We start from the raw sequence: 12,001 nt of genomic DNA on the forward strand, positions 1-12,001 counted from the left end.
CTGCTAGGAGAATTATTTCTCACATAGTCGATACGTTGCGGTATCTTGAGTAGTTTAAGCAAACACTGGAATATTATTCGCTTTTTAACTTACAGCTTTTAATTTTAATCTTGCTTTAGAGTTCAAGCTCCATAAACTAAGTAATACGGTCATTAACCCAAGTATGACACTCTGTATGATGTCATACTTAAACTATATGTTTGGAAGTAACGTGTGTTGAGTATTCATCAACGCCTGTTGAGATTTTTTCAACTTTTCATGTAGGAACAAGCACTTCTGTTGATGAGTTCTCATAAGATGTTTCAAAATCAAGTATAAGAAAGAGAGTGAAAACAAATGTACTATTGTGTTAATTGCTGCAGATTGCAAAATGAACATCTTATTAAGAGTAAGTTATTTGAAAATGGAGTCTATATAGATCCATTTGTAGGAGAGAAAATCCCTTTAGGTATGTGTGCACATAGATGCAACCATGAGTCATGCGAGCCATGTAAAAAAGAAAAAATTATTAAAAAGATTGTGCCAAAGGAATTATCTAAATTAAAGAAGGCAATAGAGTATTTACCTGCTCATCGTCATGGTTCAGAAAAAGTTCCATTTTCACAATAAATAGCGGAATGCCGCGTTCAGTTCCCTTAATAAAACTCAGTTTTTATTCCGTAAGTTGATTCATCACTAGTTGTACAGCTATTGCATCGTCTAAATAACCGATTGGAAAGACGTAGTCTGGAATAATATCGGTAGGCAAAATAAAATACAATAGCGCACTTCCCAATATAGAGCGCTTGGCGGCTGAGGTTTCTTCGCTACAATATTCAAGATACATTTGCTTTAATTGGTCGATGAAAGTACCAACGCTTCCTACTTGCTCTATTTTGGATTGAAAGTTATTTATGATCATGCTGTGTCCTTCGTCTGTCTGTGCATATTGCTTATATTTTGTTAGTTCTTGTTTTACACGTTCAATCGTAAAGTTGGTATCTGCTATATTAAAAGATTTAAGTATTTCTTGAATTTTATCGATGGAGTAATGAATGCCTGTTTCTAGTTCATTTTCTGTATGGTTTGAAGCAGCTTCAGCAGGATCAATCAATGCTTCAAGAGGCGTATTTAAATAGTGTGCAAATTGCTTTAAATGATGTAGATTTGCTTGCTGCTTTCCATTTATAATCCGTGAAATAGTTGCCGTATCAATCCCCGTAAGTGAGCTTAGTTTCCGCATAGATAAAGCATTTTCCTTTAATAAAGACCGTAATAACAGACCAAGGCTTTGTTCATTTTGGATGTTAGACATTGCGATTCACCTCTTTATATTTTTCAACGCGCAGTAATCATTTTATTGAAGGTTTATCAACAATATATGCAACAAGTAAGCAAATTTCCTCAATATTATCATCAAAAGGAGAATACAAAATGGAATGGTTATTCATTTTAGGTTTTGCCCTATCATCAAGTATAGATAACTTTGGTGTAGGAATATCTTATGGAGTACGAAAAATCAGGATCAAATGGCTTTCGAATTTACTAATAGCAGCTATTTGTTTCCTCTTTAGCATGGTGGGAATTATGTTTGGCAGGTGGATTTCAACAATCTTACCGGGAGTGTTCCATGTTATTGTAGCCGTCGTATTATTAACGCTAATTGGAATTCGAATTATTTTATTAGTTGGTTCCCAAAAAAATAATGGAATTGATGAACTAGATAGTAGTGGTCAAGAAAACGTACGATATATTGGCTGGGTTGAAAGCAGTGTGCTAGGTGTTGCACTTTCAGCCAATGCACTTACAAACGGTCTAGGAGCGGGTTTATTTGGTTTATCACCTTTAGCTATTTCGCTTACATCAGCATTTGGTAGTTTTATAACGGTATGGCTAGGAGTAATGGTGGGGCAAAAAGCAGCAAATGTTCAAATCGGCAGCTTTACATTAGGTCAATGCGGAACGTTGATAAGCGGGATTACGATTTTAATTGTAGCTTTTACTCAAATATTTTAAAAGAAGACACGCCATTTAAAGCAAGTGGCGTCTCTTCCTTATGTTTTAAGTTAGTACATTATGTTGATCAAGTTCGTATATCGTATACATCTTGTCTTTATATTTAATATGAATTTTTAATTAAAATCTCTATTCCTTAAAATGAAGTTTTTACGTATCAGGTCTGTTTCATCCTCTGTAACTTCCGGATAGTACCTAGATAAGACATTAGCTAGACTTTCTTTTTTAGGTACGTGTAAAAAACGTGAATATACTTCCGTACCATTTGGTAACTCCTCTTCTTCACATAAGAGGAAGGCATCTAAACTCTCAATAAATTGGAACTTTACAGTCTGATCATAAACGTTGGTATAGCTGTCTTCACATTCTTTTGCTTTTTTTTCTGCAATTTCATAGGCTTGATCAAATGATGGAGCGTTAATTAATAAAATGCTTTCTTCAAATATCTGATGTTCTTCGTAGTTTTCATCAATGTTTTCTGGATTAGGTTTATCCACCATGAAGTACTGATAAAGAACCTTTACTCCATACCAGTGGCTATCTAATTTTCCGGTTTTATTCGTTTTCATACCAACTCTCCATTCTTAACTAAAGGAACCATAATTATTAATTTTATCATCGTATTCCTTATTGTCCTTCTTGCTTATATAACTGAGTTTGTATATCGTGTTCATCCACTAAACTATGATAAAATGGAAATATAATCAAGGTATTTCTATATATTAGGGGGATGTAAAGTGGAATATATTGATCAAATAACAAATGCTGCAGTGAATGGGAAAAGCGAAGAGATAAGAGTTTTATTAAATAAAGAGCCATCTTTACTTAACGCTTTTAATTCAGATGGATGGACGCCTTTACATTTAGCTTGTTATTTTGGACAAGTGGATAGCACTAAGTTATTGTTGTCGCTAGGGGCGGATATTCATATTAAGGCTAAAAATTCGAATGAAAACCTGCCTCTTCATGCAGCAGTAGCAAATCAGCAAATTCAAGCTGTAGACTTGTTGCTTACAAAAGGCGCAGATGTAAATGCAAAACAAAGCGGTGGATGGACTAGCCTTCATGAGGCCTCGTTGCTAGGAGATGAAAATATGATTAAACTTCTCATCGAAAAAGGTGCAGATATCGATATACAAAAAGATGATGGTAAAACACCTTTAGAGGTTGCAGTAGAGAAAAAACAAGACGGCGCAGTTCATTTACTTACTCAGTATTTAAATCATAAAGCTTAATATAGAGTAGGAGATTTTATGTTAATGAAATTAGCGGAAGTTTACATGAAGGAGAGGGAACGCCTATTATCATTTGGTTTCGTCACTTGCCACAAATAAGCATGGACTTTTCTGAATGGACACCTTTTATCCAGAATACGTGGTATCGAAAACACTATATGAAGTTTGTATATTTGCTTCAGATTATTATTCTATCAATACCTTATTTCTTTGGAGCAGGCTTTACTCACATCAATCTCTTTTATCTTATTATAATGGGTATGATTGTCTTTGCTATTCATGAATGTCTGCACGTTTTAGTCGTATATAAAAAAGGTGATGTGAGCTTGACATTTAGCGGAATATTTTTCTGGCTCAATACAAATGCAACTCTATCTAAAACGAGATATTGGATCTTTATGAGCTTGCCTTTTCTTGTATTATCGATAGTTCCTGCTATTACGTCGTTCTATGTATCAGGAAACATTAGATCCATCCTATTATTTGTATGTTGGATAAATACATTCATTTCTGGCTCAGATATCTATAACTCATTTTTAATTGCTATTAAACCGAAGAACTCGTTTTTTTGCAGAGGTTATTACCAAGTAAAGTAGTAGGACAGGGGTCTAGTTGTACTAATACCTAAAAAAGGAGCACTTATAGTAATTAGATGCTCTTTTTGTGCTGGTAATCCGTTTTATACTAGTCAGTTTCGGATAATCTCCGTTCCAACAGTATTCTAAAACTATGTTAAAATGTAATTATAAGGAATAAGAGGTGGATATAGTTATGGTGACTGCACTAGTAGTAACGATTTCTATATTAGCGTTAGCTTGGAGTGCTGGACAAAGAGAACAGAGGGAGTAACTATATGTATTATTTGTATATAGAATCGAGATGATTGGGTAAATGAGCAAAAGAAATGTTTTAGTCAAGTTGATGTTCTTTTTAGGATCATTTTCTATTATAATCTTTGGGTTTATTTTAAAACAGGGATTAACAGGGGTGCTTTTATCTGCTGCCTGTATTATATCCGCAGGGTTTTTAATGAAAACTGGAGTTACAAAAAGAAGGGGAAACTAACATAGCTTAGCTTCTCCTTCTTTTTGATAAGTGAAATAATTATAATTATGTTAAAATATAACTATATTTATTTTTTTGGTGGTGAAATAGATGGATAATCGAAGCTTGGGATTATTTTTAGTTGGTATAGGAACAGTCTTTTTGATTTTAGCTTTAACATTACATATAGCTGGATTATTATATGGTGTTATTTTAGGAAGCAGCATATTATTAAATGTTTCAGGGGCAGGTATACTTATGAAGTTTATAGCTGATGAAAAACTGGCTAATTTGTAGAGATCTTATAAAGTAAGATCTCTTTGTTATGAATCTTACGCTAGAATGTATTTATTAGAAATGTTTGGGGGGTATCCTGTTTTGGAAATGAACTTTTTTTGGTTAGCGTTAGGATTAGCTGCCCTTGGTTATTTTATAGGCGATGGTTTAAAAAATTTTAGTAAACCTCAAAGGAAATCAAAATATCCTTATTTGATTAAAGAAAAAGATCTACACTATCACTTTCATTTGAGTAAGGGTGAAATTGAAGAACTGTTAACTAAATATCCTGGAGCTCCAAAAATAGAGCTGAAAGGGACTACATATTATCCGTATCATCAATTCGTTGACTGGCTGTCGTCTAATGAAATCTATAAGGTGTAAAGGAGGAGAAGCATTTAGTCTTTAAAGACTAGATGCTTCTTTTTTTGAGGATTGGATTTTAATGCCATCGTCACTAGAAATAAACGTATGTCATCGTTAGCTAGGTTATCTTTGTCTGGAATCGTTGTGGTATATTACATAAACTTTCAATTTTAGGTAATAATATTTACGAAAATACAGTTTGAGGAGACAATTCATGCGTAAGTATAAAAGAAAATTGATCATTTCTTTAAGCGTGCTAATCTTTCCATGGTTAACTGCGCCTTTTATAGGAACAAAATCATTTGTCCGCTTTTTGCCTGTAGCTACTTTCGCTAACTTATTCATCATTGTGTTTACCGTCATTGCTAATCAGAAAAAATGGTTTAGAAACAACAATCCTTTATTTCCTAAAGCACCTATAGATTTTACTTATATTTTAGGTCCGCACTTAATAGGAACGCTTTGGATATTTAAGCTAACGTACGGCTCTTTTCTAAAATACATACTTGCCAATACGGTGTTAGACTGGTTTAATATTTTCCCTTTTGGCGGTGCTTTGAAAAAAGTGGGCATCTTTAAAATGAAAAAGATGTCGCCAAGCATGTACTGGGGGATGACTACGGTTTTAGCCGTTGTTTTATATGGATATCAGTACATTGTGGAAAAAGTAATTAGGCAAACCAATGATTCTCAGTCAAGATTACAAGTGCTTAAAGCAACTATCCAAAAAGGATCTTCCAATAGCTGAAGATCTTTTTTTATTTATTTTTAACACTTTATCCGTCTGTTGTTTATTCTGAATATTCAAGTTTATTTTCATATAGAGTGCTATACTAGATATTAACAAAATTAGAAAGGGAGGAAGAAGTATGTTTAATCAATATCCTATTGGAAAATTTACCGTGAAGGAAAATATTCAGAAAGAAGATATTCAAGGTTGGATTCATGACATTGGAGATGCACCAAAGCAATTAGCTTATGCTGTAGAAGGGCTGACAAACGAGCAGTTAGCTACGCCTTATCGAGAAGGCGGTTGGAAATTAAGTCAAGTTGTCCATCATTTAGCTGACTCACATATGAATGCTTATACTCGTTTTAAATTAGGCTTAACAGAGCAAGCACCTACTATTAAGGCCTATGATGAAGTAGCTTGGTCCACTCTGCCTGATAATGATTTACCGATAGAAGTTTCTCTTCAACTTTTTTCAGCTTTACATAAGCGTCTTCATAAAGTTTTAAACTCACTTGATGAAAAAGATTTGAAGAAAATGATCCACCATCCTGAAAATGGGGAAGTGACGATTGAGCAATTAATAGCCACTTACGCTTGGCATGGAAAGCATCATATTGCTCATATTACCACATTAAGAAATCAAAGAGGATGGTAGAATGGCATTTAACATATGTTAGAACCAAAAAAGCTCTTTTTAAGAGCTTTTTTGGTTCTAATAAATGAAATTATGCTAATTGAAGAGTATACAGCTTAAAAACAGGAAAACTCCCTCAATCCCTCAAACCGTTAAGGAAGTTATCTCTAATCCTGAATAGTGATTCATTCATCCTGCATCTCGCTATTGTATTGTACGATGGTGACTTATTTTTATAAGCCATCAGATCTAACTTTTGAAACACCTAAGGCAAGGTTTTTCCACAAAGTTTGTTCAACCATTTCGGCATCCACCGTACGACAATCCACAATGAGTATGACTTCTGAATGTTTGCCACGCAGAAGTCGTTGATTTTTCCTGATTACTTTAAATATAAATAGTTTAATTCCCAATCCTAAGCTAAATCCGATAAAAGCACTAATAATTCCCCAATAAATAGGGCCCCAGCTTAGTTTAAAGCCAATGCTTGCACCAATGACGGAAAAGGCTGTGGCTAAAGCCATTCCTAAATCAATAAGAGAAACTCCATCTGCTCGATGAAGGCTATCAAAAATCCGGCGATTTTCTGTTCGATTATTAAGAGGAACAATAAATATATCCCTTTTCTTTATCCCTTTTCTCTCTAGCTCCGAAACAGCTAACTCTATGTAACTGGAGTATTCAAATGTAGAAAAGATCTGCATGTTTTCACTCCACCTTTTTTCCTTTCACAATACAAAAGCTTGGATGTTGATACGTTTTCTCGAAGAAGTTTTTTTGCTCTCTTTCCACAAGTTTATTGTTCTCAACAGTATTCATGTAGGAATCAAAAGTAGCAAAACCATATAGGGAAGGGAAAAATAACAGCCATTCTTTATTTAAAGCGGAAGTAGCCTGTTTTATTTCTCCTAAAAATAGCAGAGAAATCCCTTCAAGTAGATGGGAATAATAAAAGAAAATGACTGCCCAAATGATAACAAAGAAAGCACCAATGATCCGATGAATATAAAGTTGTCCTAGACCTGGCATCAAAAAGGACCAGGCAACGGACAAGATGGGATTCCGTTTATCTAAATAGTTTATTTCCATGGCTCCTATACTAAAGGAGTTGAACCGATGATTTTCTCTTTCAGCTAACACATATATTTTATTTAAATCAACGGTTGTTCGGTAACTATCCCATATAGCAAAAATATAAACGGGAATATAAATAAGAAGCCATCTTGTATTAAGCACGTCTTTGGCCATATCAATGTTTCCTTGAAAAGAATAAATCATTGCTAAATTTACATGAGATTTAAGGTTTATGACGACCTCCCATATAAATAACACAAAGCCGCGAAGGTATTTAGACAGTAGCAAGTGTCCAAACCCAGGAAAAGCTGCTGACCACCAAGCAACAATATAGGGGTTTCTTAAATGAATTTGAGTCGTTCCAAATATACTGACATGAGCAATATAGCGTCTTGCAGTATTGTCATTTTTATAATTATTCATATACGATCTCCTATGATTGGAAGAAAATACACTTTTATACCTATCATTCATATTTAATATGGTCTTGTTTACTTATTTTATGCAATATCCATTGATATACACTTAATCTTTGTCAAAATGGAGAACTCGTTGATAAGAAAAAGCTCTTTATTTTTCGATAGAGAGCTTTTTTACATGTTGTTTCTAACAATTGGTATCATGTTAATAAAGAGATGGTTAGATGCTTCACGGCGTCTTGATTCGTTTGTTCAAGATATAGAAATATATTCAACTTTATGGCATTGGACATATTGGGTTGCTTTCAAATAGTCAGGTTAACGCGTACATAAAAGAAGGGCTGAATGGCGAGGGACAAAATACAAACTAATTATTTTTCAGGTGGACAAGGCAGGCTCGCCTTTTATATATTGGGGATTAGACCGTTTGCCTTTGTGTTTCACCAGTATGGACCTGATGAAACACACCCGAAGTCACAGTATCTCCCCCGTCGAAATAGAGTAGACTGCTAAAAGTACCTCGGTTAATTGAGGTACTTTTATAGGTTCTTATACAAAGAGTCCGTGATTAAAAACTGCTTAAAGTGTTTTTTTAATCGCGCATTGCGCCTGCTTCTCGAGAAGTCATTGCACCTTGCCCTTCATTTATGTCTCTTTGGATTTCTTGTTTTACTTTTTGAGCATTTGTTGCAGAAGCTGCTGATTTTTCAGTAAAGCCCGCATTTTCTTTAGCCGGTTGATTTTGCTGCATATAATCTCTCCTTCTTTTTTTATTCGTACAAAAAGGAAGAATGGAGATCCATTCTTCCTTCAGCCATCAGTTATAAAGTTGTCTTAGAAGCGTCCGCCGCCAAGTTGTTGCTGAGCTAATTGCACAAGACGTTTTGTGATTTCGCCGCCTACTGATCCGTTTGCACGTGCAGTTGTATCAGCACCAAGGTTTACACCAAATTCGCTAGCGATTTCATATTTCATTTGATCGATTGCTTGTTCAGCACCGTATACTAATAATTCGTTGTTGTTGCTGCTTTTGTTGTTTGCCATGTTGTGTCACCTCCTTGTTTTCCTTAAGTTTCCTAGAGGCCAAGAAGTATATACATGGTAATTTGTGGATGTTTAGACCTTATCATTTAATGATACTAAAGAGTAGAAACAAGTTACGCTGTGAAAAATGGAATTACATGTTTCATTTCCTTGTGAAGAAAACTATACGCTTGCCATGTGTAGGAGAAAGAATGACAGTTCATTTGTCATTCTTTTTTCATGTTCATGAGTATACTAATTGAATGACAAAGGACTAACTCTTTAAAGAATTAGTCTTTGGATTAATAAAAATGATTGCTTTTTATAGCTATTTTAAGAAGTGTGTTTAGTTATTCTTCCTCTGTAAATTCAGTTATGACGTTTTAGTTTCCCCATTTCGTAAAACAATTAAGCATGTTGTACATATCTCTTAGCAACAAGTATCTAATTAATTCTGGGGAAATAAAAATATAACTTAACCTTCCACTTATTTTATCTTCAAATTTTCAAACAATAGGGCTAGGAGGTGTTTTTATGCCAAAGAAAGACTTTAAAGACGTTGATAATTCAGGAATTGCAGAAAGAGTTGATTATAACAACTATAAAAATAAAGATAGCAATAATGACCCTACGCTTAACCGTATTGTCGAAGAAGACGGACGTGCTCTTGACCCAAGGGAATCCTTAGAAAATTTCTTTACTGACCTTGAAGGCGAAGAGCCACAAGAAATTACAACGTAATAAAAAAAGTAGAAAACGGCGGATCTTTTTTTAGCGAAAAGACCTATGAAACGTAGCTATTTTTATTAGAGGATCTGCTGTAAACGAGTTAACATGATTTAAAAAAATGAGGGCTATTAATAGAGGTGAAGTTAATGTCGCATACGGAAACTGAACGAACAACGTATATGTATGATCCTTTCACTATACAAGGTCTTGAAATGAATATACCTAAAGAAAACGAAGGCAGCCAACCGCTAATAAATCGTTCAGGACTGAGTACCTCTACGTTCAAAACAAATATGAATAGAGAACATTTTGAACGTTATATTTATTAGCAGGAATATTCTGCAGCGTTTTATTTTATAAAAAAGATCCTTCTATTTTATATGTTAGAAGGATCTTTCCACTAAATATTCTCATTTCAGTATAGTAATCAATTGCTCGTGCCTAAGGTATTGAAAAATTCACCTTGGTTTTAGGTGTGGATAGGTAATAAAAGCGGTTAGTGTTTTTTTATATATACTGTCTGTACATCCATTGTAGAAAGGATTTCACGAAATGCAGAAGCAAACCTTACTTTTTAATTTAGACGATACGCTTGTTCACTGTAATAAATATTTTAGAGACACAATAAATGCTTTTGTGGCTCAATTGCAGGAATGGTTTGAGAAGCTGACTAAGGAAGAAATAAAACAAAAGCAGTTAGAGATAGATTTAAAAAGTATCGAAAAGTATGGCCTTCACTCTTCCCGTTTTCCAGAATCATTAGTAGCTACTTATTTATTTTTTAGTGAACAAAATCATCAAGATATTCATGAAGATAGAGTCGAAAGAGTCAAAAAAATTGGCCAAAGTGTATTTGAAGTACCGATAGAGCCTCTGCCAAATATGTATGAAGTATTAGATAAGCTTAAAGAACAAGGACATAATCTCTACTTACACACAGGTGGAGACGAGGAAAACCAAGGTAGAAAAATTGTTCAGCTAGAGCTAGCTAAATACTTTGAAAAAAGGGTATTTATTTCTGAACAAAAAGATACACCTGCATTAAAAGAAATACTAAACCAAATTAAGTACAATCCAAAAAAAACTTGGATGATTGGCAATTCATTAAAAACCGATATAAGACCGGCAGTAGAGGTTGGAATACATGCGATTCACGTACCTTCTGAACTGGAGTGGAGCTATAACCAAGTTGAAATTGATATTGCGCCAAAAGGTAAATTAATAACCGTTCATTCACTGCTGGAAGTTCCAGAAATCATCCAAAAGCACGCTCAAGAAATGGTTGTGTCCACCTAAGGTCATATGTAAACACAATATACAGAAACAGCTAACCGTTGATTAAACCTTACTCAACAGTGGGCAGATAAAGTTATTATGTTTTTTCTAATCAACTCACATACTATACAGAGGAGGTGACTGATATGGGAGGTCAATCCAAAGAATCAGAAAAAATGATATGTGAAGATCATAATTCTCCAGTTGATGAAAGAAGCTACGATTTATACGAAGCGACGCGTAATTCACTTTTACGTAATGAATTAGACGATAAAAACAAAACCATTTTAAATAATATTGATAACGGAGCGATGGATGTTAATCTTGAGGAATAATGGGCATTAAAAAACCTTTTATTTCTTAGTATCATAGCTATGTTACTAAGGATACACATTTTTTCTCTTAGTAAAAAAGACCCTAACTATTTAGGGTCTTTTTTAGGTATTTGTCCAAACATTCTATGGTTGTTTCACATACAGTAATAGGAGTCTACTAACAGAAAGGAGAAGATTTTTAATATGAGAAACAACTATCCTTATCAGCACTCTAATTACGGTGGTTATCACGGCGCTATGTATCCTCAGCAAGGTAACTGTGGTTATCCTCAAGCTAAACCTTGTGGTCAATTGCCTCCTCAAACCATGCCTGCTCAGTATGACCCAGTTAAACAAAATACATCTTTTACTGGTCAAGATGTGTTTGTGCCAGTGGTGCATCCGAGTCATACTACAAATGTTTATCAAAAAAATTATAAATATATGCACTCATTCCCGCATACAGAATCCGTTGTATGTCAGGAAACGCACCAACATTTTTGTGCTCCAAGCTGTCCTCCTAGACCTCGTCTTTGGTGCTGATAGCCAAAAAAGCTCCTTCATTTTAACAATGAAGGGTTTTTACTATGTGAAACTTAGGATGTTATTTAGCTATCGTTAAACAAAATAGCCCATTTTAGACCAAAATCCAATCGATATGAGCTATGTCTACATATAATACCTTAACCCATGTAAGTTTAAAGTTTTTTCCTTTAGTTAAATATCACGAAAGGAAGTGTTTGTATGTCTAGTTATGGTGGAGCTGGTTCTGGTTTTGCTTTATTAGTTGTTCTGTTTATTCTTCTTGTCATTATTGGATGCAGCTGTTACGGCCGCGGATTTGGCTGTTAATAACAATAAAAAAGTCTTTCTCTAATTTGAGA

The 12,001-nt window shown here is 34.3% G+C and carries 20 protein-coding genes and 1 pseudogene; 15 read left to right on the top strand and 6 right to left on the bottom strand.

The window, feature by feature from the left end:
- Positions 1-336 precede the first annotated feature (336 nt).
- Entirely contained in the window at positions 337-609 is a 273-nt protein-coding gene (locus ACH6EI_RS05660; RefSeq protein ID WP_049165968.1) for a DUF3973 domain-containing protein, read from the top strand.
- A 43-nt stretch (positions 610-652) separates the two neighbouring features.
- Here the strand turns inward: ACH6EI_RS05660 and ACH6EI_RS05665 are convergent, their stop codons facing one another.
- Entirely contained in the window at positions 653-1,294 is a 642-nt protein-coding gene (locus ACH6EI_RS05665; protein ID WP_028414916.1) for a DUF1232 domain-containing protein, read from the bottom strand.
- A 119-nt stretch (positions 1,295-1,413) separates the two neighbouring features.
- Here ACH6EI_RS05665 and ACH6EI_RS05670 point away from each other — a divergent pair, with 119 nt between their 5' ends.
- On the top strand, positions 1,414-1,995 hold the full coding sequence (locus ACH6EI_RS05670; RefSeq protein ID WP_394530424.1) for a manganese efflux pump: 582 nt from the start codon (positions 1,414-1,416) through the stop codon (positions 1,993-1,995).
- Positions 1,996-2,111: 116 nt separating this feature from the next.
- Here the strand turns inward: ACH6EI_RS05670 and ACH6EI_RS05675 are convergent, their stop codons facing one another.
- Positions 2,112-2,564 carry a DUF4288 domain-containing protein gene (locus tag ACH6EI_RS05675; protein WP_098112445.1) on the bottom strand — a complete coding sequence of 151 codons (453 nt, stop codon included), beginning with the start codon at positions 2,562-2,564 and terminating at the stop codon, positions 2,112-2,114.
- A 168-nt stretch (positions 2,565-2,732) separates the two neighbouring features.
- Between ACH6EI_RS05675 and ACH6EI_RS05680 the strand changes: the two genes are divergently transcribed.
- The 6 genes from ACH6EI_RS05680 (at position 2,733) to ACH6EI_RS05705 (ending at position 6,304) form a co-directional block, all read left to right on the top strand.
- Positions 2,733-3,230: an ankyrin repeat domain-containing protein gene (locus ACH6EI_RS05680; protein WP_098999658.1), complete on the top strand. Its 498-nt coding sequence runs from the start codon at positions 2,733-2,735 to the stop codon at positions 3,228-3,230.
- Positions 3,231-3,331: 101 nt separating this feature from the next.
- Positions 3,332-3,826 carry a DUF3267 domain-containing protein gene (locus ACH6EI_RS05685; protein ID WP_098112507.1) on the top strand — a complete coding sequence of 165 codons (495 nt, stop codon included), beginning with the start codon at positions 3,332-3,334 and terminating at the stop codon, positions 3,824-3,826.
- Positions 3,827-4,385: 559 nt separating this feature from the next.
- On the top strand, positions 4,386-4,571 hold the full coding sequence (locus ACH6EI_RS05690) for a hypothetical protein (protein ID WP_028414911.1): 186 nt from the start codon (positions 4,386-4,388) through the stop codon (positions 4,569-4,571).
- 81 nt (positions 4,572-4,652) lie between these two features.
- A complete protein-coding gene (locus tag ACH6EI_RS05695) occupies positions 4,653-4,934 on the top strand; it encodes a hypothetical protein (RefSeq protein WP_025749994.1) in 282 nt (93 codons plus the stop codon).
- 196 nt (positions 4,935-5,130) lie between these two features.
- Positions 5,131-5,664: a hypothetical protein gene (locus ACH6EI_RS05700; RefSeq protein ID WP_051418594.1), complete on the top strand. Its 534-nt coding sequence runs from the start codon at positions 5,131-5,133 to the stop codon at positions 5,662-5,664.
- A 121-nt stretch (positions 5,665-5,785) separates the two neighbouring features.
- Positions 5,786-6,304 (top strand): YfiT family bacillithiol transferase, encoded by a 519-nt coding sequence (locus ACH6EI_RS05705; RefSeq protein WP_014458796.1) that lies wholly within the window; start codon positions 5,786-5,788, stop codon positions 6,302-6,304.
- Between the two features lie 212 nt (positions 6,305-6,516).
- On the opposite strand, the gene ACH6EI_RS05710 is transcribed toward ACH6EI_RS05705, so the two are convergent.
- Together ACH6EI_RS05710 and ACH6EI_RS05715 are read right to left on the bottom strand one after the other, a co-directional pair.
- Complete coding sequence (locus tag ACH6EI_RS05710; RefSeq protein ID WP_028414910.1) at positions 6,517-6,987, bottom strand: hypothetical protein; 471 nt, start codon at positions 6,985-6,987, stop codon at positions 6,517-6,519.
- 4 nt (positions 6,988-6,991) lie between these two features.
- Positions 6,992-7,780, bottom strand: a complete 789-nt coding sequence (locus ACH6EI_RS05715) for a hypothetical protein (RefSeq protein WP_028414909.1) — start codon at positions 7,778-7,780, stop codon at positions 6,992-6,994.
- A gap of 265 nt (positions 7,781-8,045) precedes the next feature.
- On the opposite strand from ACH6EI_RS05715, the pseudogene ACH6EI_RS05720 reads away from it, so the two are divergent.
- Positions 8,046-8,147, top strand: a pseudogene (locus ACH6EI_RS05720) (esterase); the annotation flags it as partial.
- Positions 8,148-8,368: 221 nt separating this feature from the next.
- Here the strand turns inward: ACH6EI_RS05720 and ACH6EI_RS05725 are convergent.
- Both ACH6EI_RS05725 and ACH6EI_RS05730 read right to left on the bottom strand, forming a co-directional pair.
- Complete coding sequence (locus ACH6EI_RS05725; RefSeq protein WP_165636196.1) at positions 8,369-8,527, bottom strand: hypothetical protein; 159 nt, start codon at positions 8,525-8,527, stop codon at positions 8,369-8,371.
- A gap of 83 nt (positions 8,528-8,610) precedes the next feature.
- Positions 8,611-8,820, bottom strand: a complete 210-nt coding sequence (locus ACH6EI_RS05730; protein ID WP_047750082.1) for an alpha/beta-type small acid-soluble spore protein — start codon at positions 8,818-8,820, stop codon at positions 8,611-8,613.
- Between the two features lie 513 nt (positions 8,821-9,333).
- Here ACH6EI_RS05730 and ACH6EI_RS05735 point away from each other — a divergent pair.
- The 6 genes from ACH6EI_RS05735 (at position 9,334) to ACH6EI_RS05760 (ending at position 11,969) form a co-directional block, all read left to right on the top strand.
- Positions 9,334-9,540, top strand: coding sequence for a hypothetical protein (locus ACH6EI_RS05735; protein ID WP_028414907.1), 207 nt, complete (start codon positions 9,334-9,336; stop codon positions 9,538-9,540).
- Between the two features lie 134 nt (positions 9,541-9,674).
- The gene (locus tag ACH6EI_RS05740) at positions 9,675-9,857 is read left to right on the top strand and encodes a hypothetical protein (RefSeq protein WP_028414906.1); all 183 of its coding nucleotides are present in this window, start codon (positions 9,675-9,677) and stop codon (positions 9,855-9,857) included.
- 223 nt (positions 9,858-10,080) lie between these two features.
- Positions 10,081-10,824 carry an HAD family hydrolase gene (locus tag ACH6EI_RS05745; RefSeq protein ID WP_394530422.1) on the top strand — a complete coding sequence of 248 codons (744 nt, stop codon included), beginning with the start codon at positions 10,081-10,083 and terminating at the stop codon, positions 10,822-10,824.
- Between the two features lie 125 nt (positions 10,825-10,949).
- Entirely contained in the window at positions 10,950-11,138 is a 189-nt protein-coding gene (locus ACH6EI_RS05750; protein WP_028414904.1) for a hypothetical protein, read from the top strand.
- A gap of 183 nt (positions 11,139-11,321) precedes the next feature.
- Positions 11,322-11,660, top strand: a complete 339-nt coding sequence (locus ACH6EI_RS05755; RefSeq protein ID WP_098999661.1) for a CotD family spore coat protein — start codon at positions 11,322-11,324, stop codon at positions 11,658-11,660.
- Between the two features lie 201 nt (positions 11,661-11,861).
- Positions 11,862-11,969 (top strand): YjcZ family sporulation protein, encoded by a 108-nt coding sequence (locus ACH6EI_RS05760; RefSeq protein ID WP_081213975.1) that lies wholly within the window; start codon positions 11,862-11,864, stop codon positions 11,967-11,969.
- Positions 11,970-12,001: the final 32 nt, after the last annotated feature.

Origin of the sequence: Priestia sp. JSM ZJ58 (assembly GCF_044383985.1) — a bacterium.
Taxonomy (GTDB): Bacteria; Bacillota; Bacilli; order Bacillales; family Bacillaceae_H; genus Priestia; species Priestia zanthoxyli.

What these genes read in the sequence shown, in the direction of transcription:
- ACH6EI_RS05755 (WP_098999661.1), top strand. Translation starts at nt 11,322, where the DNA reads ATGAGAAACAACTATCCTTATCAGCACTCTAATTACGGTGGTTATCAC.
- ACH6EI_RS05740 (WP_028414906.1), top strand. Translation starts at nt 9,675, where the DNA reads ATGTCGCATACGGAAACTGAACGAACAACGTATATGTATGATCCTTTC.
- ACH6EI_RS05715 (WP_028414909.1), bottom strand. Translation starts at nt 7,780, where the DNA reads ATGAATAATTATAAAAATGACAATACTGCAAGACGCTATATTGCTCAT.
- ACH6EI_RS05705 (WP_014458796.1), top strand. Translation starts at nt 5,786, where the DNA reads ATGTTTAATCAATATCCTATTGGAAAATTTACCGTGAAGGAAAATATT.
- ACH6EI_RS05725 (WP_165636196.1), bottom strand. Translation starts at nt 8,527, where the DNA reads ATGCAGCAAAATCAACCGGCTAAAGAAAATGCGGGCTTTACTGAAAAA.
- ACH6EI_RS05660 (WP_049165968.1), top strand. Translation starts at nt 337, where the DNA reads ATGTACTATTGTGTTAATTGCTGCAGATTGCAAAATGAACATCTTATT.
- ACH6EI_RS05690 (WP_028414911.1), top strand. Translation starts at nt 4,386, where the DNA reads ATGGATAATCGAAGCTTGGGATTATTTTTAGTTGGTATAGGAACAGTC.
- ACH6EI_RS05730 (WP_047750082.1), bottom strand. Translation starts at nt 8,820, where the DNA reads ATGGCAAACAACAAAAGCAGCAACAACAACGAATTATTAGTATACGGT.
- ACH6EI_RS05760 (WP_081213975.1), top strand. Translation starts at nt 11,862, where the DNA reads ATGTCTAGTTATGGTGGAGCTGGTTCTGGTTTTGCTTTATTAGTTGTT.
- ACH6EI_RS05745 (WP_394530422.1), top strand. Translation starts at nt 10,081, where the DNA reads ATGCAGAAGCAAACCTTACTTTTTAATTTAGACGATACGCTTGTTCAC.
- ACH6EI_RS05735 (WP_028414907.1), top strand. Translation starts at nt 9,334, where the DNA reads ATGCCAAAGAAAGACTTTAAAGACGTTGATAATTCAGGAATTGCAGAA.
- ACH6EI_RS05710 (WP_028414910.1), bottom strand. Translation starts at nt 6,987, where the DNA reads ATGCAGATCTTTTCTACATTTGAATACTCCAGTTACATAGAGTTAGCT.
- ACH6EI_RS05665 (WP_028414916.1), bottom strand. Translation starts at nt 1,294, where the DNA reads ATGTCTAACATCCAAAATGAACAAAGCCTTGGTCTGTTATTACGGTCT.
- ACH6EI_RS05750 (WP_028414904.1), top strand. Translation starts at nt 10,950, where the DNA reads ATGGGAGGTCAATCCAAAGAATCAGAAAAAATGATATGTGAAGATCAT.
- ACH6EI_RS05670 (WP_394530424.1), top strand. Translation starts at nt 1,414, where the DNA reads ATGGAATGGTTATTCATTTTAGGTTTTGCCCTATCATCAAGTATAGAT.
- ACH6EI_RS05685 (WP_098112507.1), top strand. Translation starts at nt 3,332, where the DNA reads ATGGACTTTTCTGAATGGACACCTTTTATCCAGAATACGTGGTATCGA.
- ACH6EI_RS05675 (WP_098112445.1), bottom strand. Translation starts at nt 2,564, where the DNA reads ATGAAAACGAATAAAACCGGAAAATTAGATAGCCACTGGTATGGAGTA.
- ACH6EI_RS05700 (WP_051418594.1), top strand. Translation starts at nt 5,131, where the DNA reads ATGCGTAAGTATAAAAGAAAATTGATCATTTCTTTAAGCGTGCTAATC.